Here is a 23,310-nt window from a genome sequence, read left to right as displayed (position 1 = left end):
ACAGATTTTAATTGCGGGTAGCTGAGGCTATTTGCAGGAAAGGAGATTTTTTATGGTGGCTATCGCCCCTGTAATCACCGTTGATGGACCAAGCGGAGCGGGTAAAGGTACTCTTTGCCAAGCATTAGCAAATGAATTTGGATGGCAATTATTAGACTCTGGTGCAATTTACCGCGTATTAGCGCTAGCGGCTCTGCATCACCACGTCGATATTCAATCTGAAGATGCTTTAGTGCCTTTAGCTGCAAATTTAGATGTGCGTTTTGTACCTGAAGAAAATCGTTTGAAAGTTATTCTCGAAGGTGAAGATGTGTCTAATGAAATTAGGCAAGAAACCGTCGGGAACACCGCATCCCAAACAGCCACGTTCCCGCGAGTGCGTGAAGCCCTATTAAGACGTCAGCGAGCATTTAGAATGATGCCCGGCTTAATCGCAGATGGTCGCGATATGGGAACAGTCGTTTTTCCTGATGCGCCAGTGAAAATTTTTCTGGATGCCTCCGCTGAGGAGCGAGCTCATCGTCGGATGAAGCAGTTGCAGGAGAAAGGGTTTGATGTTAACTTTGAACGACTTTTGACCGAAATTCAAGAGCGCGATTATCGGGATCGTAACCGTCCGGTTGCTCCTCTTATTGCCGCTAAAGATGCGTTAGTGCTGGATTCCACAAGTATGTCTATTGAGGAAGTTATTGAAAAAGCACGCACCTACGCGAAAAAAATTCTACAATTATCGTGATAATAGGCTTTATTTTAGCTTATAATTAGATAATATACGCAATTACCTCCATGCTGGTTATTTTCTAGCATGGTTAAAACCTTGCGACAAGGAATGTTGTGGGGTATGTGAAACAACCCCATTTGGCGGGATGCTAGATGGACGTTAATATAAGACACTTGAAGATCATTAATATGACTGAATCTTTTGCTCAACTCTTTGAAGAATCCCTGCAGAATATTGAAACTCGTCCTGGTTCTATTGTACGCGGTACAGTAGTTGCTATCGATAAAGACGTAGTCCTGGTAGACGCAGGTCTTAAATCAGAATCTGCTATCCCAGTAGAACAGTTCAAAAATGCTCAGGGTGAGCTGGAAATCCAAGTTGGCGACGAAATCGATGTAGCTCTGGATGCAGTAGAAGATGGTTTCGGTGAAACTATTCTGTCTCGTGAGAAAGCTAAACGTCATGAAGCATGGCTGATGCTGGAAAAAGCTTACGAAGAAGCTGAAACTGTAACTGGTGTTATCAACGGTAAAGTTAAAGGTGGTTTCACTGTAGAACTGAACGGCATTCGTGCGTTCTTACCAGGTTCACTGGTAGATGTACGCCCAGTTCGTGATACTACTCACTTGGAAGGCAAAGAGCTTGAGTTCAAAGTAATCAAGCTGGATCAGAAACGCAACAACGTTGTTGTTTCTCGTCGTGCTGTAATTGAATCTGAAAGCAGCGCTGAGCGCGATCAACTGCTGGAAAATCTGCAAGAAGGCATGGAAGTTAAAGGTATCGTTAAGAACCTTACTGACTACGGTGCATTCGTTGATCTGGGCGGTGTTGACGGCCTGCTGCACATCACTGACATGGCTTGGAAACGTGTTAAACACCCAAGCGAAATCGTCAACGTTGGTGATGAAATCAATGTTAAAGTTCTGAAATTCGACCGTGAACGCACTCGTGTTTCTCTGGGTCTGAAACAACTGGGCGAAGATCCTTGGGTCGCAATCGCTAAACGTTACCCAGAAGGTACTAAACTGACTGGTCGCGTTACTAACCTGACTGACTACGGTTGCTTCGTAGAAATCGAAGAAGGCGTTGAAGGTCTGGTTCACGTTTCAGAAATGGATTGGACTAACAAAAACATCCACCCATCTAAAGTTGTTAACGTTGGTGATGTTGTTGAAGTTATGGTTCTGGATATCGATGAAGAACGTCGTCGTATCTCCTTAGGCCTGAAACAATGCAAATCTAACCCATGGCAGCAATTTGCTGAGACTCACAACAAAGGCGACCGTGTTGAAGGTAAGATCAAGTCAATCACTGACTTCGGTATCTTCATTGGTCTGGACGGCGGCATCGATGGCCTGGTTCACCTGTCTGACATCTCCTGGAACGTTGCAGGCGAAGAAGCAGTTCGTGACTACAAAAAAGGCGATGAAATCGCAGCTGTTGTTCTGCAAGTCGACGCAGAGCGTGAGCGTATCTCTCTGGGCGTTAAACAGTTAGCTGAAGATCCATTCAACAACTACCTGGCAGCAACCAAGAAAGGCGCAATTGTTACTGGTAAAGTAATCGCAGTTGATGCTAAAGGTGCAACTGTAGAGCTGACTCTGGGCGTTGAAGGTTACCTGCGTGCATCAGAAGCTTCACGTGACCGTGTTGAAGATGCAACTCTGGTTCTGAACGTTGGTGATGATGTTGAAGCTAAATACACTGGTGTTGACCGTAAAAACCGTGTAATCAACCTGTCTGTTCGCGCTAAAGACGAAGCTGATGAGAAAGATGCTGTCGCAGCTGTGAACAAGCAAGAAGATACTGCATTCGGTAACAATGCAATGGCTGAAGCTTTCAAAGCAGCTAAAGGCGAATAATTAAGTGGGGGTAACTTCGGTTACCCCTTTGTATCGGTAGTTTAGGGAGGTACTATGACCAAGTCTGAATTAATTGAAAGACTGGCTAGCCAGCAGTCTCATCTTTCAGCGAAAACCGTTGAGGAAGCTGTAAAGGAAATACTTGAGCATATGGCTGATACGTTAGCTGAAGGCGAGCGTATTGAAGTCCGTGGATTCGGCAGTTTTTCTCTTCACTACCGTGCTCCACGCGTTGGCCGTAACCCAAAAACAGGTGATAAAGTGGAACTGGAAGGTAAATACGTTCCCCACTTCAAACCAGGTAAAGAGTTACGCGATCGTGTAAATATTTACGGTCAATAATCGACTGTAAATCTTAATTATTACTCTAAAACAGCGCCTATATTGATATAGCGCTGTTTTTTTATGTCTATAATTTCCCATTCTGCTTTTCTTAAATTACCTTCTAATATCTTATTAAATGCATCACTTAAGGCTATTTTTGCGAAGCGCTTCGCAGCTCAATTTTTTTAACTCTTTTGCATTGCATATAGTTTTGGAATAACGCTTTAAATTTTCTAATTACAAGGTTATTGAATCACTCTGAATACCTTTAACTTATCTGCACAGAAATAATCGTAGGTAGGTTTAAGGTCGATGGGAAAATTTAGCCGCCACTATCAAGATAAACTCTCTTATACAGAAGTCGCTATTGCATTGATTATCGGTACGCTTCCGTTGCTTTTCTTGCCGAATCCTCCTAGTTCTAGTCACTACTTAGTGGCTGGTATTATTCTGTTAGTCATTCTGATGGTTATTTGGCGCAATAAGCGCATTCGATTTTTGGCATTAATGGGAATGAGCTGGCTTTGGGCTTGTTGGCATGGTGTTGAGGTACAGAAAAAAATTGATTTTCTAAGTGGTACTCATCGGCAATGGGATATTACGATTGTTAGCATCCCACTCAATCAGGATGATGTTAAAAAGAGAGTAAGGATAGACAAAGTCGATGGGGTACGAATTTTTCCTCCGCTCTATGCATCATGGAATTTAAAACAAAATAAGCATGAAAAAGTGTGTGCAGGGCAGCAATGGCGGGTCGTTGGTAAATTAAATCCAGTTCATGCTTCTTTGAATGAAGGCGGATTTGATCTGCAAAGGCATTTCATTGCTCAACGAGTTGTCGGCACACTAAAAATCAAACAAGCAGTACAAGTAGGCCAGCAATGTTCCCTACGGCAAAAAATTATTGACCAGTTCGGCGAAACACTTTCGACACGACAAAATCATGGAATTATTTATGCGTTAATGTTTGGGGAGAGAGGACGGCTTTCTACGGAACATACACAGTTATTGCAATCAACAGGATTGACACACTTGATCGCAATTTCTGGATTACACATTGGCATTGCCTATTTAATTGGTTACTTATGCGCTCGCTTATTGCAATTTTTCCTACCCGTTAAATGGATAGGTGAGAATTTACCATTAATTTCAGGTGTTATATTTGCCATTCTCTATGCTTGGTTGTCGAATTTTGCGATCCCTGCAACTCGAGCTGTATTTGCATTGCTACTTTGGATTTATGTCCGTAAGCAGCCATTTTTCTGTTTTCCGTGGCAATGGGCGTTATGGAGTATTGCTGGGATTTTATTGTTTGATCCGCTTGCTATCCTTTCCGATAGCTTTTGGTTATCTAGCTTTGCTGTATTAGCTATTCTGTATTGGTTTCGTGTTTTTCCCATTTCGTCTACGTTGAGTTGTCATCCAATTATGGGAAAAATAACGCCGCTAATTCATCTGCAAATTGGTTTATTGATTCTACTAATACCTATTCAAGTATTGTTGTTTAACGGCATTAATATTATGAGCTTATTTGCAAATTTATGGTTTGTACCGCTTATTACTTGGGGAGTGGTACCCGTTATTTTTAGCACGCTATTGTTACCTATAAGCGCTTGGCATAATGTAGCTTTCGGGTTAATTGATAGGATCCTCGAGTTTGGGCTAGGACCACTGACATATTTAAGCGGCTTTTGGACTGAAATTAACACAATGCCTATTTATAGCGTGTTTTTTTGTTGGGCATTTGCTTTTATTGTCTTATTTGGTTGGTATAAAAATTATCTTGGCTTATTAAGTTGTATTGGTATTTTATTATTTTTTACTAAGAGTCAAAACGAACACGAAGAGCATGACTGGTGCTTAACCATGTTGGATATTGGACATGGGCTTGCTGTGGTTATGGTGCAAAATAAGCAAGGGGTTTTATATGACACGGGGAACCGCTGGAGTGGAGGAAGCAACGCTAAACGGCAAATTATTCCTTTCTTAAAGTATCATCAAGTCACACCTATCAACGCAATCTTAAGTCATAATCACCTTGACCATACTGGTGGTATCTCTGATTTAATTGAAGCATATCCATGGCTAAGCCTACGTAGTAGCTTTGGGCAACCCAATCATCTTCCTTGTTATCAAGGACAACGCTGGCAATGGGGGATGTTAAGATTCGAAGTATTGTGGCCAGAGAAATTAGCTGAAATATCACATAATAATGATTCTTGCGTGATTCAGGTTAGTGATGGGCATCGGCGACTATTGCTTACTGGAGATTTGGAAAAACAAGGCGAAAAAAGGCTAGCATTACAAAATGATGGGCAGCTCAAAGCGGATATTTTATTTGTTCCTCACCATGGGAGTAATACATCTTCAACACCGTTATTTATACGAAAAGTACAGCCAACGTTGGCATTAGTTTCCTCTGCGAGATATAGCCCATGGAAAATTCCATCAGATAAAGTCTATTTGCGCTATGCTAAAAAGAATATTCAGTGGCTAAATACAGCGGAGGAAGGGCAGGTAACAATATGTTTTAGAAAAGAAAAAATGGAGATTTTGCGTTACAGAAAAGAAATTAATCCACGTTGGTATCATCTGTGGTTTGGTGTTAGCCAATTTCCCTTGTAGAATAGTGCGCTTACATTAAGTCTGGTAATAAAAGCATGAATGATCAAGACCTATCGACAAAGCAAACATTTAAGCGCCTATGGCCAACCATTGCGCCTTTTAAAATTGGGTTAGTTGTTGCAGCAATTGCTCTTATCATCAACGCCGCAGGTGATGCGTTTATGATTTCTTTACTTAAACCATTATTAGATGATGGTTTTGGTAAAGCGGATAATGACACACTGAAGTGGTTACCGTTGGCTATTTTGGGCTTGATGGTCGTGCGTGGATCTTCAAGTTTTGTCTCCACATACTGCGTTTCTTGGGTGTCAGGAAAAGTAGTGATGAGTATGCGCCGCAAATTATTTGGTCATATGATGGGCATGCCGGTGAGCTACTTTGACCAGCAATCCACAGGGACTTTATTATCACGTATTACCTATGATTCAGAGCAGGTCGCGTCTTCGGCTTCCGGTGCTCTCATTACCATTATTCGCGAAGGCACTTATATCATCGCGTTATTTGGTATTATGTTTTATAACAGCTGGCAATTATCATTAATTTTGATCGCTATTGCGCCAGTCGTGTCTATCACTATTCGGGTTGTTTCTAAGCGTTTTCGTAAAATCAGCAAAAACATGCAAACGGGTATGGGGCATGTGACGACGAGCGCTGAGCAGATGCTTAAAGGGCATAAAGAAGTCCTTATTTTTGGTGGTCAGAAAGTCGAAACTGAACGTTTTGATAAAGTCAGTAATAATATGCGCCGTCAAAATATGAAGATGGTTAGCGCCTCAGCGATTTCTGATCCTATTGTTCAGATGATTGCCTCTTTTGCATTAGCATTTGTTTTGTACGCAGCAAGTTTCCCTGAGATCAAAGAACAATTATCACCAGGTACAATCGGTGTCGTTTTCTCATCCATGTTTGCGTTAATGCGCCCACTTAAATCACTGACTAACGTGAATGCGCAATTCCAGCGCGGAATGGCAGCATGCCAAACGTTATTTGCGATTTTAGATACTGAAAAAGAGAAAGATGAAGGAACGAAAGTTCTGACTCAAGTGAAAGGTGATATTGAGTTCGATTCCGTCACGTTCACTTATCAAACCAAAGAGCACCCTGCACTAGAGAATGTTTCTTTTACGCTACCAGCCGGTAAATCAGTGGCTTTAGTGGGGCGTTCAGGTTCAGGTAAATCCACTATCGCTAACTTAATTACCCGCTTCTATGACATTGATAAGGGTAGTATTCGTATTGATGGGCATGATATTCGTGATTACACCCTAGAATCTTTACGTAGCCAAGTCGCTCTCGTATCTCAGCATGTTTATTTATTCAATGATACTGTTGCAAATAATATTGCCTATGCGACAGATGGGCGCTATAGCAGAGCAGAAATTGAAAAAGCCGCTGAAATGGCCTACGCCATGGACTTTATTCAAAAGCTGGATAATGGGTTAGATACGATGATTGGCGAAAATGGTGTGATGCTTTCTGGTGGTCAGCGCCAACGTATTGCGATTGCTCGAGCTTTATTGCGTGATGCGCCAATCTTGATTTTAGATGAAGCGACATCAGCATTAGATACGGAATCAGAGCGTGCAATTCAAGCCGCGTTAGACGAATTGCAGAAGAATAGAACTTCGCTTGTGATTGCTCACCGTTTATCCACTATTGAAAATGCGGATCAAATCTTGGTTGTACAAGATGGGCATATCATTGAACGTGGTGACCACGCAACGCTACTAGCCCAAAATGGGGCATACGCGCAATTACATAGGATGCAATTTAAGAATGATTGAGCGAATTTGGTCCGGTAAATCATGGCTCTATATTTTGTTGCTTCCGTTATCCTTTTTGTATGGATTGATAACGTTAGTACGTCATATCGGCTATAAAACTGGACTTCTTCGCTCATGGAAAGCCCCTGTGCCTGTTGTGGTTGTAGGGAATTTAACGGCAGGGGGAAATGGAAAAACCCCTGTGGTTATTTGGCTAGTTGAATCGCTTATGAAACAAGGTGTTCGTGTGGGTGTTGTATCTCGTGGATATGGCGGGCAGTCTGACCATTATCCGTTAGTGTTAGACCAGACGACAACCACGGCAGTTGCAGGCGATGAGCCAGTTTTGATTTATCATCGTACTCATGCACCTGTTGCTGTGGCACCAAAACGTAGTGATGCAATTAAAGCATTACTCGATAATTTTCAATTAGATATTATTGTTACAGACGATGGTTTACAGCATTACGCATTGCAACGTGACTATGAAATTGTCGTCATTGATGGGCAGCGTCGTTTTGGCAATGGCTGGTGGTTACCTGCGGGGCCAATGCGTGAACGTGCAGGGCGATTAAAAACAGTCAATGCCTTGATTGTAAATGGTGGTGTTCCTAACTCAAATGAAACACTGATGTCCCTAGAGGGGGATATGGCCGTGAACCTAGCAACAGGCGAAAAAAACTCGGTTACCGAGCTTAACAATGTAGTTGCGATGGCGGGAATTGGTCATCCACCTCGTTTTTTCTCTTCTTTAGAAAGCAAAGGATTAACACTTGTTAATACCCATGCGTTTTCCGATCATCAAGCTTATAGCCAGCAGCAACTCGTTTCTTTAGCAGAAAAAAATCAAAATTTACTGATGACTGAAAAGGATGCTGTCAAATGTCATTCCTTCGCACAGACCAATTGGTGGTATCTTCCTGTGGAAGCGCAGTTTGATAAAATAGGCGAAAAACGAATCTTAAGTGAAATAAAATCACTTATCTAAAATAAAATTGCTTGCTTTTAGGATTAATTTCAGATAATAATACCTGCAATGTGATGCAGATCTACTTATTATGTACCAAGTTGCAATACATTAATAAGTGGATTATTTGCTAGCTTTAATTTTACGACCCGTTCTTGAGTTAGTCACTTATCCTCGCAATACACTACTTACTCTACTATTTCGTGTTGTCATCATAGTGTCAAAATAGACTGTTAAGTTCACGGTAAATGTGTGGTGGCTGAAACCTACACTTGGGTCGTTATAAGATATGCATAAACATTTGATGCATAAATTGGTTAAGTTAATTACTCTTAATGATGTTAATAGATTGGCTTGAATAAATAGGTCAGAATGAACTGATCGAAATAAATAGTTCAGCAAAATAAATGGAATAACGTGTAGAGAGTAATGATACAAATATAAAAAATTGTTCTCGGAACAAGAAGGAGTTTCAATATGAATTTTCAATTACATATGGGCCAAGTTAAATGGTTTGACGCAAAAGAAGGTTACGGTTTTATTTCACCTCGTAATGGCGGTGATGATATCTTCGTAACAACTAAATCAATTGCGAATAAAAAAATCAAATCTTTATCTGAAGGTCAAAACGTCGAGTTCTCTGTTACTCGTAATTCAGATGGCATAACGGCAAGAGACGTTATCGCTTACTAATTGAATTCTTAACAGAAATATTTCTCCTGCACTATCCTCTCATTCTTCGCAGGAGATCTTAATAAGCAAGAATAGAGTTAACGGTGATACCTGCATGTGATATCCTGACGCCAAGTGAGTTTAAATCCATTTGGGAGAAAACATGGATCACCGTTTACTTGAAATTGTTGCTTGCCCATCCTGTCACGGCAAACTAAGTTACAACAAAGAAAACCTCGAATTAATCTGCAAGTTTGATCATCTCGCCTTTCCTGTTCGCGATGGCATCCCCGTTTTACTTGAGAACGAAGCGCGTAAAGTTGCTTTAGACGAAGGACTGTAATCCTATGTTTACCGTCATTATTCCTGCGCGTTACGCTTCAACACGATTACCGGGTAAGCCTTTAGCAGATATTCACGGTAAACCGATGGTTGTTCGAGTCATGGAGCAAGCGATTAAATCAGGTGCTAGTCGAGTCATTATTGCAACTGACCATCCAGATGTCGCTGCCGCGGTCATCGCAGCGGGTGGGGAAGCTTGTATGACTAACCCCGATCATCAATCTGGTACGGAACGTTTGGCTGAAGTGATTGACACTTATGGCTTTTCCGATGATGAAATTATTGTCAATGTACAAGGTGATGAACCGCTGATCCCACCTGAAATCATTCGCCAAGTCGCTCATAATTTGCAAGGTAGTCAGGCAAATATGGGAACACTCGCCGTCCCCATTCATAGTGCACAAGAAGCCTTTAATCCGAATGCAGTGAAGGTCGTGATGGACAAAGACGGTTATGCGCTCTATTTTTCTCGAGCGACAATTCCGTGGGATAGAGACCAGTTTGCTAAGAGTAAAGAGACCATTGGCGATACGTTCTTGCGTCACATTGGTATCTACGCTTATCGCGCGGGTTTTATTCGTCGTTATATCGCTTGGGATGCCAGCCCATTAGAGAAAATCGAGATGCTAGAGCAGCTTCGCGTGCTTTGGTATGGTGAAAAAATTCATGTGGCGGTTGCTGAAAAAGCACCAGGCGCAGGAGTGGATACACCGGAAGATCTCGAGTTGGTTAGACAAGCGTTTCAGCCATAATTTCCAGAGTGAATATGGCCAGATAAGTGAAGGGGGAAACTGAATAAGTTTCCCCTTTGTATTTCACTCGGTCTGATTATCTTCAATTGGTTGGGTATTTTCCGGCTTTAAGTGCCACCAAATTGAGCCAATGAGCTCATACCATGCTCGTTCGCTGTGGCTAAAATAGAATGCTGAAGGAATGTAACGCTCCCAAGGATTCAGGTCGCTGGTGATCACCAACTGATTAGCCGGGGCTGGATAAGGCTGCATCCCACGACTCGTAAACATTTTCACCGCGCGGGGTAAATGGTTCGCTGAGGTCACTAACAAGAACGGCTGCTTACCAATAATTTTTTCCACTTCATACGCCTCTTCTTGCGTATCTTTCGGTTCGGTTAGCGGGATTGTATCTGTCGCTGGAACTCCTAAAGATTGAGCGACCATAGATGCGACTTCAGCGCTACTTATTGGGCTACTGGCTTTACCGCCAGTAAAAATCAATTTGCTACCTGGATGTTGCAGATAAAGACGTACCCCTTCAGTGACTCTAGGCAAGCTATTACTGAGCAAATTCGAGCTAGGACTCCAATCTGGGTTATAGGTAAATCCACCTCCCAAAACCACAATATACTTTATCTCTTCAGGCGGATTGGTGGTGATAAGCTCATAACGCTTATCATAAGGGCCTTCAACGGGCGCGAGTAACCGATCAGAAATAGGTTGTAGCCCCAATAATGCGATGATAATAAGGCTTAATGTCACCAAGGATTTTCCACTTTTTTGCCAGCGGGTAAACCATAATAAAATCAGCCCAATTCCCCCAATGATCAATAATAAGGGCAGCGGCATTAACAGTGAGCCAAGGTATTTTTTTAGCAGAAATAACATAGAAAGCCTGTCATGAAGATAATGTAAGCGAATAGGGTCAAATGTAGCTGCATCAGCAATAAAATGCTATGCAAAATAAATCGGATACAAAATAAAGTACTATGCAAAAACAGCTAGATTATCTGTTATAATTCTTGGTTTTGATATGCTGTAAATAACTCATGATAGGTAACTGGAACGCAGATGGCAGACCGCAACTTTGATGATATTGTCGATAAATTTGCAAAAAATATTTATGGAACGACAAAAGGAAAAATTCGCGAAGCGGTAGTTTGGCAAGATCTTACCCAGTTACTGGAAACGCATTTCCCAGGCCAAACATTACGTATATTAGATGCGGGCGGCGGAGAAGGGCATTTTTCTCGTCAATTAGCCGCAATGGGTCATCAGGTTATTCTTTGCGATTTATCCGAAGAAATGTTAGAACGGGCATCGGTGCTTGCTGATGAACAAGGAATTAGCGAGAATATCAGCTTTGTTCACTGCGCAGTTCAAGATATCGCTCAACACCTTGATGAACCAGTTGATTTTGTCTTGTTTCATGCAGTACTTGAATGGATTAGCGACCAAAAATATGCATTAGAGCAACTGGCAGAGATTATCAGACCGGAAGGCATATTTTCTGTCATGTTCTATAATGCAAATGGCTTGGTGATGCGTAATGCAATTTTAGGTAATTTTCATCTCGCAACTCCTCATATCCAGCGTCGTCGCAAACGTTCATTATCGCCACAGAACCCGCTTTTCCCTCAACAGGTTGATGAGTGGCTTATTGGTTGTGGTATGGATATTTTAGGCAAAAGTGGCGTCAGAGTGTTCCATGATTATTTGCAAAGTAGACAATTACAACAAAAAGACTTTCCAGCGTTATTGGCGCTTGAACAACAATATTGTCGTGAAGAACCCTATATCAGTATGGGGCGATATATTCATGTTATGGCACGCAAACAAACCCAAAAGGACGATTTATGAGTGATTTTTCCCAGACCGTCCCTGAACTCGTGTCTTGGGCACGAAAAAATGATTTTGCGATTTCCCTACCCGCAGAACGCTTAGCGTTTTTGCTGGCCGTCGCAGTGCTGAACAGTGAGCGGGTTAACGGTGAAATGAGTGAAGGGGAACTGGTGGATGCGTTTCGAGAAGTGTGCAAAGGCTTCGAACAAACCACCGAATCACTGGCAGTCAGAGCGAACAACGCCATCAATGACATGGTTCGCCAAAAAATATTTAACCGCTTTGCCAGCGACATTGTCGAAGGAAATGCGATTTATCGTCTAACGCCACTCGGTATTGGCATTAGTGATTACTATATTCGTCAACGCGAATTTTCGACATTAAGATTATCGATGCAGTTATCGATTGTGGCGGGAGAGCTACAACGTGCAGCGGAATCAGCCGAAGAAGGTGGTGATGAATTTTATTGGCACCGTCATGTTTTTGCGCCATTAAAATATTCAGTCGCTGAAATTTTTGACAGTATTGACCTGTCACAGCGAATTATGGATGAGCAACAAAACAGCGTTAAAGATGATATTGCTGCACTGTTAAACCAAGACTGGCAGGCGGCAATTGCTAACTGTGAGCAGCTACTTTCTGAAACGTCCGGCACATTAAGAGAATTGCAAGATACTTTAGAAGCGGCTGGCGATAAGCTACAGGCAAACTTACTACGTATTCAAGAAGCTAACATGAATGCGCCGCAGTTCTCGGAAATGGTCGACCGATTAATCTTTGATTTGCAAAACAAGTTAGACCGTATTGTGAGCTGGGGGCAGCAATCCATTGATTTATGGATTGGTTACGACCGACATGTTCATAAATTTATCCGTACAGCGATTGATATGGATAAAAACCGTATATTTTCCCAACGTTTACGTCAATCTGTACAGCAGTACCTCGATAGCCCTTGGGCACTCACCTATGCCAATGCGGATAGGCTTTTTGATATGCGTGATGAGGAGCTGGCACTTCATGATCAAGAGGTGATGGGGGAACTTCCACCTGATCTAGAATTTGAAGAATTCAGTGAACTTAATGACCAATTAGCGGCGTTAATCGAAGCGCAACTTGCGTTCTATAAAACGGATAACAAACCGCTGGATGTCGGTCACGTATTACAGAGTTATCTGACGCAATACCCGCAGAAACGCCATTTTGACGTTGCGCGTATTATTATCGATCAGGCTGTAAAACTAGGTATCGCAGAGGCTGATCTGGCGGGATTACCGGCAGAGTGGCGCGCTATTAATGATCACGGAGCCAAGGTACAGGCACATGTCATCGACAAATATTGAACAATTTATGCCAGTTAAACTGGCTCAAGCACTAGCTAACCCGATTTTTCCTGAGCTCGACAGCCAACTGCGTGCAGGTCGCCATATCAGTATTGATGACCTTGATAATCATGCATTTTTAATGGATTTTCAGGAACCGTTAGAGCAATTTTATGCTCGCTATAATGTTGAGCTGATCCGGGCACCAGAAGGCTTCTTCTATTTGCGTCCCCGTTCTAGCACCTTAATTCCTCGTTCTGTTTTGTCTGAATTGGACATGATGGTGGGTAAAATTCTGTGCTACCTCTATTTGAGTCCTGAGCGTCTAACCAACCAAGGGGTCTTTACCTCTCAAGAGCTGTTTGAAGAGTTATTGTCGCTGGCCGACGAAAGCAAATTACTGAAATTTGTTAATCAACGCTCCACAGGTTCAGACCTTGATAAACAAAAATTACAGGAAAAACTGAGAACCTCCTTAAACCGCTTACGTCGTTTAGGTATGGTCTATTTCCTGCAAAATGACTCCAGCAAATTTATTATTAATGAGTCTGTGTTCCGCTTTGGTGCGGATGTGCGTAGTGGCGATAACCCACAAGAAGCACAATTACGCATGATCCGTGATGGTGAAGCGGTCTCTCTTGAAGGGGAATTATCGCTAAAAGACAGCGATGAAGACGAAACGGATGAGAGTCAAGATCTGGCTGACAGTGAAGAGGATAAACAAGAATGATTGAACGCGGAAAATTTCGCTCACTGACGCTGGTGAACTGGAACGGCTTTTTTGCTCGTACTTTTGACCTTGATGAATTAGTCACCACCCTGTCTGGGGGAAATGGTGCGGGTAAATCCACCACCATGGCGGCCTTTATTACCGCTATGATCCCTGACTTAACGTTACTGCATTTCCGTAATACCACAGAAGCCGGGGCGACTTCGGGGTCCCGTGATAAAGGTCTACACGGAAAGCTACGTCCCGGTGTCTGTTATGCCGTGCTGGATGTTTTAAACTCTAAACATCAACGTGTTATGGTCGGTGTTCGCTTACAGCAAGTAGCGGGACGCGATAAAAAAGTCGATATCAAACCGTTTATGATCCAAGGCGTGCCATTAGCAACAGTGCCAACGGAAGTATTAACGGAAGTGTTTGAAGGGCGCCAAGCTAAGGTTATTCCGTTGAATGACCTGAAAGAGCGCGTAGAAAAACAAGAAGGCATCCAATTTAAGCAGTTTAACTCGATCACAGACTACCATTCAGTATTATTCGAATTGGGTGTGCTGCCAAAACGTCTACGTTCAGCAGGAGATCGTAGTAAATATTACCGTTTGATTGAAGCCTCCTTATATGGTGGTATTTCCAGTGCGATCACCCGCTCACTGCGTGACTATTTATTACCAGAAAACAGTGGCGTACGTAAAGCATTCCAAGATATGGAAGCGGCATTACGTGAAAACCGTTTAACACTGGAAGCCATCCGCGTTACACAATCTGACCGTGATTTATTTAAACATTTGATCAGTGAAGCCACAGATTATGTATCTGCGGACTATATGCGCCACTCAAATGAACGCCGAATTCACTTAGATGCAGCATTAGCCGCCCGTAACGAACTGTATAGTAATCGCAAACAACTGCGCGTTGAACAAGTTCGTAGTGTGGAAATGGCGCGTGAATTAAATGAACAAAACGAAGCATCGACAGAAATCGAAGCGGACTACCAAGCGGCAAGTGACCACTTAAATCTGGTGCAAGCTGCATTACGTCATCAAGAAAAAATTGACCGCTATCAAGCCGATATTGAAGAGCTCACTTATCGCCTTGAAGAACAGAGCGAAGTCGTCGCGGAAGCCACAGAAAAACACGAAGAGCTTGATGCTCGTGCGCAAGCCGCTGAAATTGAAGTGGATGAGCTGAAAAACCAGCTGGCAGATTACCAGCAAGCGCTTGATGTACAGCAAACTCGGGCGATTCAATATCAGCAAGCACTTCATGCCTTAAACCGTGCTCGCGAACTCTGCCAACTGCCTGATCTTACCATTGAAAACATCGATGAATGGCTGGAAACCTTTGAGGCCAAAGAGCAGCAAGCCACTGAAGCCTTACTCGCGTTAGAGCAAAAAATGAGCGTGGCGGATGCAGCTCATAGCCAGTTTGAGCAAGCGTATCAGCTAGTTAAAACTATGTTAGGCGACGTGAGCCGCGGGGATGCGTATACACAAGCGCGTTCATTACTGCGTGACTGGTCATCGCAACAACATTTAGCTGAGCGTGTTCAGCCACTGCGTATGCAATTATCTGAATTGCAACAGCGTTTAGATAGCCAGCGTAATGCCGAAAAATTACTGAGCGAATTCTGTAAACGTTATGGCCAAAGTGTTGAGCCCGATGAGCTTGACGCCTTGATGGCCGAGTTAGAAATTCTGCAAGAAGAGTTAAGTACTGGCGTTAATGAAAGCGGCGAAAAACGCATGCAAATGCGCCAAGAGTTGGAACAAATTCGCCAGCGTATCAGCCAGCTTTCCGCGAAAGCGCCTGCGTGGATTATGGCACAAGAAGCACTAACTCAGCTTAACGAACAATCGGGTGAAACTTTCGAAAATAGCACTGAAGTGACTGAGTTTATGCAGCAACTTCTGGAGCAAGAAAGGGAAATTACGGTTGAGCGTGATGAAGTTGCAGCGCAGCGCCGTGATCTCGATAAGCAAATCGAACGTTTAAGCCAACCAAGTGGTGCCGAAGATGGGCGCATGCTGGCACTGGCAGAGCGTTTTAATGGTGTGCTGTTATCTGAAATCTACGACGATATTACTATTGAAGATGCGGCGTATTTCTCGGCGCTTTATGGCCCTGCCCGTCACGGTATCGTGGTACAAGACTTGGCCGTGGTTCGCGAGCAGCTAGAAAATTTACAAGATTGCCCTGATGATGTGTATTTTATCGAGGGGGATCCATCCTCATTTGATGACAGCGTTTTTGATGCTCAAGAGTTTGAAAATGCAGTATTAGTCCGTTCATCAGAGCGTCAGTGGCGTTATTCTCGCTATCCAGAATTACCGTTATTTGGTCGAGCTGCCCGTGAGAGCCATTTAGAGTCACTGAGTGCTGAGCGTGATGAATTGGCGGAGCGTTATGCGACCTTGTCATTTGACGTGCAAAAAATTCAGCGTGCTCACCAAGCATTTAGCCGCTTTATTGGTCAGCATATTTCAGTGGCATTTGAAGCGGATCCTGAAGCTGAAATTCGTACATTAAATCAAAAACGTACTGAATTAGAGCGTGGACTGAACCAATTTGAAGAGCAGACCCAGCAACAGCGCCAACAGTTCGCTCAAGGCAAAGAAAACTTACTGGCATTAAACCGTTTATTGCCGCAAGTGAATTTGTTGATGGATGAAACGCTGGTGGATCGCGTTGAAGAGACCCGCGAAGAGCTTTCAGAAGCTGAAGAAGCGGCTCATTTTATCAATAAACACGGTAATAATCTGGCGAAGTTAGAGCCGATTGTGACGGTATTACTCAGCGATCCTGAGCAACATGATCAACTGCGTAAAGATTATGAATTGGCGAAACATACCCAGCAAAATGCGAAGCAACAAGCATTTGCCTTGGTGGAAGTGGCTCAACGTCGCGCGCACTTTAGCTACAGTGATTCGACGGGGATGGTCAATGAAAATGCGGACTTGAATGAAAAACTGCGTCAGCGTTTAGAACATGCAGAAGCAGATAGAACTCGTGCCCGTGAGCTATTACGTCAGCAACAAGCGCAAAGCACTCAATATCATCAAGTTCTGGCATCGCTGCGCAGTTCATTCGACACCAAGCAAGAGATGTTGAAAGAACTTGAAGCAGAAATGCAAGAAATGGGCGTGAAAGCGGATCCCGATGCGCAAGAGCGTGCCAGCATTCGCCGTGATGAATTACATCAATCCGTTATGGCAAACCGTAGCCGCATCAACCAGTTAGAAAAACAACTGACGTTATGTGAAGCGGAAATGGATAACCTGCAAAAACGCCTGCGTAAGCTGGAAAAAGATTATTACCAAATCCGTGAGCAAGTTGTGATGGCGAAAGCGGGTTGGTGTGCGGTGATGCGCTTGGTGAAAGATAATGGCGTTGAGCGTCGTCTGCATCGTCGCGAATTAGCTTATACCGATGGTGATAGTTTACGTTCGATGTCGGATAAGGCGTTAGGAGCGCTGCGTTTAGCGGTAGCAGATAACGAACATCTTCGTGATGTACTGCGTATGTCCGAAGATCCTAAACATCCTGAACGTAAAATTCAGTTCTTTATCGCAGTTTACCAACATCTGCGTGAGCGTATTCGCCAAGATATTATTCGTACCGATGACCCAATCGATGCGATTGAGCAGATGGAAATTGAGTTAGCGCGTCTGACCGAAGAGTTAACTGCCCGTGAACAAAAACTGGCAATTAGCTCGAAGAGTGTGGCGAACATCATTCGTAAAACTATCCAGCGTGAGCAAAACCGTATTCGTATGCTGAACCAAGGCTTACAAGCGGTGGCATTTGGTCAGGTTAAAGGGGTTAGACTGAATGTGAACATTCGCGAAAGCCACGCTTTATTGTTGAGCGTGTTGTCTGAAGAGAGCGAACTGCATCAAGACCTGTTTACTAGCCAACGTTTAACCTTCTCTGAAGCGATGGCGAAACTGTATCAACGCCTGAATCCGCAGATGGATATGGGGCAGCGTTTGCCACAAACTATTGGTGAAGAACTGTTAGATTACCGTAACTACTTAGAGTTAGAGGTTGAAGTTAACCGTGGCTCCGATGGTTGGTTAAAAGCGGAAAGCGGTGCGTTATCGACAGGTGAGGCAATCGGTACGGGGATGTCTATCTTAGTGATGGTTGTTCAGAGCTGGGAAGAAGAGGCTCGCAGACTGCGTGCGAAAGATATCATTCCATGCCGCTTACTGTTCTTGGATGAAGCGGCGCGTTTGGATGCGAAGTCTATCGCCACGTTATTTGAGTTATGTGACCGATTGGAAATGCAGCTTATTATCGCCGCGCCGGAAAACATCAGCCCAGAGAAAGGAACCACATATAAACTGGTGCGTAAAGTGACCGGTAATACGGAACACGTTCATGTTGTTGGGCTAAAAGGTTTTGGTCAGGATAATCCTGCTCCGCAAGCATTACCTCAATAATTGATTTTTGTTTTTAAATAATAAAACCGGCATAGGAAATTGTGTCGGTTTTTTTATTATCTTTATGTTTTTAATTTCTTTATTTCTATTATCTTTATTTCCCTTTAAATCATTAATAGATGACTGCAATGAGATTTGAATCTCATTTTTATGTAATGAAAACTTTTATCATTGCAGCCCGTGAGTGGTTAGTCACGAAAATGAATTGTTATAAGGATCGAACATGAAGAAAATTACCCTAACGTTAAGTGCAATTGCATTAGCGCTGAGCTTTACGGCAACATCTCAAGCCAAAATTCCAATGCCAGAAACAGTCAGTACTGGAGTCACTGTTGCGGAATTAGCGGCACAACAACCGGTTCATTGGGTCTCTGTTGAACAAATTAAACAGAGTTTAGAAGGCAAAGCGCCAATGGCAGTGGGCTTTGATATCGATGATACCGTTTTATTCTCAAGTCCTGGTTTCTACCGTGGAAAACTTGAATTCTCCCCAAATGATTTTAGCTATCTGAAAAACCCTCAATTCTGGGAAAAAATGAATAATGAGTGGGACAAATTCAGTATGCCAAAACAAGTGGGCATCGATTTAGTTAAAATGCACTTAGAACGTGGTGATAAAGTTTACTTTATTACAGGTCGTACACAGACTAAAACTGAAACTGTGACTCAATATGTGCAAGAAGGTTTAAGAATTCCTGCGGATAAAATGAATCCAGTCATTTTTGCCGGCGATGAGCCAGGTAAAAATAATAAAGTAAGCTGGATGCGTGACCATAAATTAACTATCTATTATGGTGACGCAGATGCGGATATTGCTGCGGCTCATGAGTTGGATATTCGTGGAATTCGTATTCTCCGTGCATCAAATTCCTCTTACCAACCGTTGCCAAAAGCGGGTCGCTTTGGTGAGGAAGTCGTTATCAACTCAGAATATTAATATTCGATAAAAAGTTAGTTAAAGGTATTTATTCGCCTTTAACTAACAAAATAGTGTTTATTTATTGATGACGCATTCCAGCGATTTAATATAACTTATATTAAATTAACTCTATTGAAAGAATAAAAACGTCAATATTTGATATGTTATATCGTTTAGCTTTGGTGGAAAACGCAAACAATTCTATTTCTCATATTGTCTTATAAATAGCACTTATTTCGGATCACCTACCTCAATAACTTTTTTCATCAATAAAGACAAAATTAGTCAATTCCTATAACATTCTTCTCAGAGTTAAATATAATCAAATAGTGTCACTATAATAAAAAAATAATGTTATCCATGTAGTAACTTTAAGGTGGATGTATGGCAAAGAGAAGAGTGAAAGCTCTGCAGATCTCAGTATTATGTGGGCTGATGGCGATGCAGTTCGCTGCATTTTCCGCAGCAGAAAATACGCAGCAAAGCAGTATGGAAATTCAACAACCTCAATCAGTTGTCGCTGAAGAGGTGAGTAAAGTTACGACAAAAGAGAGCTTGGAAAAGCTTAACGCATCTTTACCATCAGAAACTAAACTGGTGTTTGCGGACCAGTTGGCGAAAATTTATGCCGACAGGCAAATGCAATTGTTATGGCAAGATGAAACGGCAATTAGCCAGTTTCAACAGCAATTAGCCGAGCTTGCCTTAGCAGGTTTCCAACCTCAATTTAGCGAATGGTTAGTTTCATTGGAAAATAGCCAGCTGAGCGAAATGGGGCGAGATGCTATTTTATCCGACGCTATGTTGGGTTATTTACAATATCTGTCTTCCGTTGAGTCGACGGGGCAATATTGGCTATACACCAGCCGCCCTTATAAAATTATCGCACCGACCGCGGCACAAATGAAACCATGGTTAGAGGCTGAATCTGAACATCGTTTGGGTGAGTGGGTGAAGGCTCAAGCACCGAAACACGCGATGTATCAACCGATGCGCAAAGAGATGCTAAAACAGCTCGCGTTGCCAGAAGATACGTTAGAAATTACGGGTACGAAAGCATTAAAACCGGGTCAAGCCAGCGATGATGTCATTACGCTCCGTGAGATTTTAGTGCGTGATGGATTGTTGGAAGCTGCTGCGGTAGGTGAGGCCGTTGATGCATCAGCTCCGCCAGAAGAGATCAATAAAGTCACCGTTAATGCCCGTGTGTATAGCGATGACTTAGTGGACGCAGTGAAAAAATTTCAGCTTCAATATGGTTTAGAAGCCGATGGTGTGATTGGTAAAGGCACGCGCGTTTGGCTCAATATGCAGCCAAAACAAAAAGCGGGGCTGATGGCACTGAATATTCAGCGTTTACGGATTGTTCCTGAAAGTAGCGGTACAGGAATTTTGGTGAATATCCCTGCGTACACATTGGATTTTTATCTGAATAACGACATCATTTTGGATTCGAAAGTGATTGTTGGGCGTGCAGATCGTAAAACACCAATTATGAGCAGTGCATTGAATAATGTGGTGATTAACCCACCTTGGAGTGTGCCAACCAGTTTGGCGCGCAAGGATATTGCACCGAAAGGTAAAATGGATCCAAGCTACTTTAGCCGTAAAGGCTATACGGTTTATTCAGGGTGGGGGCAAGATGCTTATGAGATTGACCCTTATTCAATTGACTGGGAAAATATTACACCTGCTAATTTCCCTTATCGCATTCGCCAAGCGCCAGGCTCAAGTAACTCTTTAGGGCGTTATAAGTTTAATATGCCGAGTTCAGACGCGATTTATCTCCATGACACACCAAACCATAGCCTGTTTAATAAAAATGCTCGGGCCATTAGTTCTGGTTGTGTTCGTGTGAATAAAGCGAGCGAGTTAGCAACGATTTTATTAGGTGATGCAGGTTGGGCGCAGACTCGTATTGATGGGGCATTAAAAGAAGGCTCAACGCGTTATGTGAATATTCCTGACCGTATTCCTGTATATCTATACTATCAAACCGCGTGGGTTGATAAAGATCAGCAGCCGCAATATCGGGCGGATATTTATCAATATGATGGCAGTATTGATAACGCTGAAAAATATCTCCCTGCAATCAAAGCGATTTTAAAATAGTGATTATTAATCGAGGGGCTTAGGCTCCTCGATGCTATTTTCTGCATTAATTCCTAAATCTTCCTAACAATTCCGTTTTAATATATTTATATATTGAATGCATTGTGTTTACATATGATTCCTGATGGGGCATTAGAACTGTCCTAATCGGATTAGACTAAGTGATTCCACTCACCTTTTTGCATAAAAGTGATGGATTTTCCTTAATTTACGCAATTCTTTACATAATTATACATTAAAGCGAAATATCCTTTGCTAGACTGATGAAGTTGAAATGTATATTTACTGAATAATTAACGCCTGAGTTATCACCTATGGATATGATTGATCAAAACCGCAGAAAGTGGTTGGGAATTGGTGCTGCCGCAATCGGTCTGGGACTATTACCTAATCATGTACTTGCTGCAATGAGTACACCTCGCCCAAGAATTTTACGTTTTCAAAACTTAAATACAGGTGAGTTTTTAAAGACCGAGTTTTTCGATGGTCGCCGTTATAACAAGTCTGAATTAGCTCGCTTAAATCACCTTTTCCGTGATTATCGCTGCGATAAAGTGAAAACCATTGATCCTAAATTATTTGACCAAATTTATTTGCTGCAAATGATGATGGGAACCAATAAACCTGTTCAGCTGATTTCGGGTTATCGTTCATTACAAACCAATAATGAATTACGTCGTAAAAGCTCTGGTGTAGCGAAACAAAGCTATCATACCCGTGGGCAAGCGATGGATTTCCATATTGAAGGCTTGCAGCTAAGTAACGTCCGTAAAGCGGCATTAAAAATGAGTGCTGGCGGTGTGGGCTATTATCCGAAAAGCAATTTCATTCATATCGATACAGGTCCAGTCAGAACATGGTAATCTGTGCATAGGTGACACAGATTATGGAGTGATTGTTCGATGAAATATACGATTATCCCAGTAACCCCGTTTATGCAAAACTGTCAGGTTATCTGGGATGAAACCTCAATGAATGCAGTGATTGTTGATCCCGGCGGTGAGGCTGAAAAGCTGATTACTGCCATTGAAAGCCGCGGATTAACATTAACGAAAATCCTGCTTACCCACGGTCATTCTGACCATATTGGCGCTTCAGCCCCTCTTGCAAAACATTTCGGTGTACCGATTTATGGTCCACAGAAAGAAGATGCGTTCTGGATTGAAAATCTCGCTGAGCAAAATGCGATGTTTTATATTGGTGATTGCCCTGATTTCACACCAGATCATTGGCTAGAAGAAGGGGATAGCATCACGTGTGGAAACATTAAATTTGATGTGCTGCATTGCCCTGGTCATACACCCGGTCACATTGTTTTTGTGAACCATGCTGACAAACTCATCTCCATGGGCGATGTATTGTTTAAAGGTGGTGTCGGGCGCAGTGACTTTCCTCGCGGTAACCATCAAGACCTGATCGCATCGATTAAAAACAAATTGCTACCTCTTGGTGATGAGTATCACTTTATTCCGGGGCACGGTCCGATGTCCACATTAGGGCATGAGCGTATTTCTAATCCTTTCTTACAAGATGAATTACCTGTTTGGTAAAAAGATGAAATAAATAAGAGCGCCCCATTTATGGGGCGTGAGGTTGATGACAAAGAGGGATAAAAACGTGGTTTTTCCCTCTTTGTGTTATCAGGTGAAAATCAATAAATTGATTTTCCTTGTTAATTTTACAACCCAAAAGAGCCATTGACAAACCTGATGGGTTTGTCAATGGTCTGTCGCCCCATTTATGGGGCGTTTTTATTTCCACCTCTGATAATTAATTCACATTGCTGCTATTAAAAGTAATGATAGATTTAATAATTTAATATTCATAACTTTTTATTTATTGAAATAAATCTTATTTTTCATATTAAGTTGGATAAATTAAAAATATATTGATATTTTTAGTCTTCAAATTAATTTTAATTAGTTAATTATTATTAATTTTT

Annotated in this window: 18 protein-coding genes; 17 read left to right on the top strand and 1 reads right to left on the bottom strand. The window is 42.4% G+C overall.

Annotated elements, in window-relative coordinates; translation table 11 throughout:
• Positions 1-52 precede the first annotated feature (52 nt).
• The 9 genes from cmk (at position 53) to kdsB (ending at position 10,028) form a co-directional block, all read left to right on the top strand.
• Positions 53-736, top strand: a complete 684-nt coding sequence (gene cmk, locus GKR48_RS14130) for a (d)CMP kinase (RefSeq protein WP_036951769.1) — start codon at positions 53-55, stop codon at positions 734-736.
• A gap of 173 nt (positions 737-909) precedes the next feature.
• The gene (rpsA, locus tag GKR48_RS14125) at positions 910-2,583 is read left to right on the top strand and encodes a 30S ribosomal protein S1 (protein ID WP_006662163.1); all 1,674 of its coding nucleotides are present in this window, start codon (positions 910-912) and stop codon (positions 2,581-2,583) included.
• 54 nt (positions 2,584-2,637) lie between these two features.
• Entirely contained in the window at positions 2,638-2,925 is a 288-nt protein-coding gene (gene ihfB / locus GKR48_RS14120; protein ID WP_006657810.1) for an integration host factor subunit beta, read from the top strand.
• A gap of 294 nt (positions 2,926-3,219) precedes the next feature.
• Entirely contained in the window at positions 3,220-5,532 is a 2,313-nt protein-coding gene (locus tag GKR48_RS14115) for a DNA internalization-related competence protein ComEC/Rec2 (RefSeq protein WP_154628540.1), read from the top strand.
• Between the two features lie 35 nt (positions 5,533-5,567).
• Positions 5,568-7,316, top strand: a complete 1,749-nt coding sequence (gene msbA, locus GKR48_RS14110) for a lipid A ABC transporter ATP-binding protein/permease MsbA (RefSeq protein WP_154628539.1) — start codon at positions 5,568-5,570, stop codon at positions 7,314-7,316.
• The gene (lpxK, locus tag GKR48_RS14105) at positions 7,309-8,283 is read left to right on the top strand and encodes a tetraacyldisaccharide 4'-kinase (protein ID WP_154628538.1); all 975 of its coding nucleotides are present in this window, start codon (positions 7,309-7,311) and stop codon (positions 8,281-8,283) included. Before msbA ends, lpxK begins: the two co-directional genes overlap by 8 nt.
• Positions 8,284-8,739: 456 nt before the next feature.
• Entirely contained in the window at positions 8,740-8,955 is a 216-nt protein-coding gene (locus tag GKR48_RS14100) for a cold-shock protein (protein WP_036951758.1), read from the top strand.
• Between the two features lie 142 nt (positions 8,956-9,097).
• Positions 9,098-9,277, top strand: coding sequence for a Trm112 family protein (locus GKR48_RS14095; protein WP_036951756.1), 180 nt, complete (start codon positions 9,098-9,100; stop codon positions 9,275-9,277).
• Between the two features lie 4 nt (positions 9,278-9,281).
• Positions 9,282-10,028, top strand: a complete 747-nt coding sequence (gene kdsB, locus GKR48_RS14090) for a 3-deoxy-manno-octulosonate cytidylyltransferase (RefSeq protein ID WP_154604247.1) — start codon at positions 9,282-9,284, stop codon at positions 10,026-10,028.
• A gap of 63 nt (positions 10,029-10,091) precedes the next feature.
• Here the strand turns inward: kdsB and elyC are convergent, their stop codons facing one another.
• Positions 10,092-10,898 carry an envelope biogenesis factor ElyC gene (gene elyC / locus GKR48_RS14085; protein WP_154628537.1) on the bottom strand — a complete coding sequence of 269 codons (807 nt, stop codon included), beginning with the start codon at positions 10,896-10,898 and terminating at the stop codon, positions 10,092-10,094.
• 183 nt (positions 10,899-11,081) lie between these two features.
• Here elyC and cmoM point away from each other — a divergent pair, with 183 nt between their 5' ends.
• From cmoM to GKR48_RS14045, 8 genes are all read left to right on the top strand, one after another.
• Positions 11,082-11,870, top strand: a complete 789-nt coding sequence (cmoM, locus tag GKR48_RS14080; RefSeq protein ID WP_154628536.1) for a tRNA uridine 5-oxyacetic acid(34) methyltransferase CmoM — start codon at positions 11,082-11,084, stop codon at positions 11,868-11,870.
• Positions 11,867-13,192, top strand: a complete 1,326-nt coding sequence (gene mukF, locus GKR48_RS14075; protein ID WP_132494492.1) for a chromosome partition protein MukF — start codon at positions 11,867-11,869, stop codon at positions 13,190-13,192. Before cmoM ends, mukF begins: the two co-directional genes overlap by 4 nt.
• Complete coding sequence (gene mukE / locus GKR48_RS14070) at positions 13,173-13,901, top strand: chromosome partition protein MukE (RefSeq protein WP_154628535.1); 729 nt, start codon at positions 13,173-13,175, stop codon at positions 13,899-13,901. Before mukF ends, mukE begins: the two co-directional genes overlap by 20 nt.
• Positions 13,898-18,337, top strand: a complete 4,440-nt coding sequence (mukB, locus tag GKR48_RS14065) for a chromosome partition protein MukB (RefSeq protein WP_154628534.1) — start codon at positions 13,898-13,900, stop codon at positions 18,335-18,337. Before mukE ends, mukB begins: the two co-directional genes overlap by 4 nt.
• A 223-nt stretch (positions 18,338-18,560) precedes the next feature.
• Positions 18,561-19,274 (top strand): acid phosphatase AphA, encoded by a 714-nt coding sequence (aphA, locus tag GKR48_RS14060; protein ID WP_154604241.1) that lies wholly within the window; start codon positions 18,561-18,563, stop codon positions 19,272-19,274.
• Positions 19,275-19,640: 366 nt separating this feature from the next.
• Entirely contained in the window at positions 19,641-21,368 is a 1,728-nt protein-coding gene (gene ldtD / locus GKR48_RS14055) for a L,D-transpeptidase (RefSeq protein ID WP_154628533.1), read from the top strand.
• A 314-nt stretch (positions 21,369-21,682) separates the two neighbouring features.
• A complete protein-coding gene (locus GKR48_RS14050) occupies positions 21,683-22,231 on the top strand; it encodes a YcbK family protein (RefSeq protein WP_154628532.1) in 549 nt (182 codons plus the stop codon).
• Positions 22,232-22,270: 39 nt separating this feature from the next.
• Positions 22,271-22,918 carry an MBL fold metallo-hydrolase gene (locus GKR48_RS14045; protein ID WP_154628531.1) on the top strand — a complete coding sequence of 216 codons (648 nt, stop codon included), beginning with the start codon at positions 22,271-22,273 and terminating at the stop codon, positions 22,916-22,918.
• The last annotated feature ends 392 nt before the right edge of the window (positions 22,919-23,310 follow it).

Origin of the sequence: Providencia sp. wls1943, assembly GCF_009706275.1 — a bacterium.
In the GTDB taxonomy this organism is placed as follows: domain Bacteria; phylum Pseudomonadota; class Gammaproteobacteria; order Enterobacterales; family Enterobacteriaceae; genus Providencia; species Providencia zhijiangensis.
Note: the sequence above shows the minus strand (reverse complement) of the source record. Positions and strands in the feature narration are given on the sequence as shown.

Bases quoted from the DNA above. Each gene is read 5' to 3' on its own strand.
- cmk (WP_036951769.1), top strand. From the start codon at position 53: ATGGTGGCTATCGCCCCTGTAATCACCGTTGATGGACCAAGCGGAGCG.
- rpsA (WP_006662163.1), top strand. From the start codon at position 910: ATGACTGAATCTTTTGCTCAACTCTTTGAAGAATCCCTGCAGAATATT.
- ihfB (WP_006657810.1), top strand. From the start codon at position 2,638: ATGACCAAGTCTGAATTAATTGAAAGACTGGCTAGCCAGCAGTCTCAT.
- GKR48_RS14115 (WP_154628540.1), top strand. From the start codon at position 3,220: ATGGGAAAATTTAGCCGCCACTATCAAGATAAACTCTCTTATACAGAA.
- msbA (WP_154628539.1), top strand. From the start codon at position 5,568: ATGAATGATCAAGACCTATCGACAAAGCAAACATTTAAGCGCCTATGG.
- lpxK (WP_154628538.1), top strand. From the start codon at position 7,309: ATGATTGAGCGAATTTGGTCCGGTAAATCATGGCTCTATATTTTGTTG.
- GKR48_RS14100 (WP_036951758.1), top strand. From the start codon at position 8,740: ATGAATTTTCAATTACATATGGGCCAAGTTAAATGGTTTGACGCAAAA.
- GKR48_RS14095 (WP_036951756.1), top strand. From the start codon at position 9,098: ATGGATCACCGTTTACTTGAAATTGTTGCTTGCCCATCCTGTCACGGC.
- kdsB (WP_154604247.1), top strand. From the start codon at position 9,282: ATGTTTACCGTCATTATTCCTGCGCGTTACGCTTCAACACGATTACCG.
- elyC (WP_154628537.1), bottom strand. From the start codon at position 10,898: ATGTTATTTCTGCTAAAAAAATACCTTGGCTCACTGTTAATGCCGCTG.
- cmoM (WP_154628536.1), top strand. From the start codon at position 11,082: ATGGCAGACCGCAACTTTGATGATATTGTCGATAAATTTGCAAAAAAT.
- mukF (WP_132494492.1), top strand. From the start codon at position 11,867: ATGAGTGATTTTTCCCAGACCGTCCCTGAACTCGTGTCTTGGGCACGA.
- mukE (WP_154628535.1), top strand. From the start codon at position 13,173: ATGTCATCGACAAATATTGAACAATTTATGCCAGTTAAACTGGCTCAA.
- mukB (WP_154628534.1), top strand. From the start codon at position 13,898: ATGATTGAACGCGGAAAATTTCGCTCACTGACGCTGGTGAACTGGAAC.
- aphA (WP_154604241.1), top strand. From the start codon at position 18,561: ATGAAGAAAATTACCCTAACGTTAAGTGCAATTGCATTAGCGCTGAGC.
- ldtD (WP_154628533.1), top strand. From the start codon at position 19,641: ATGGCAAAGAGAAGAGTGAAAGCTCTGCAGATCTCAGTATTATGTGGG.
- GKR48_RS14050 (WP_154628532.1), top strand. From the start codon at position 21,683: ATGGATATGATTGATCAAAACCGCAGAAAGTGGTTGGGAATTGGTGCT.
- GKR48_RS14045 (WP_154628531.1), top strand. From the start codon at position 22,271: ATGAAATATACGATTATCCCAGTAACCCCGTTTATGCAAAACTGTCAG.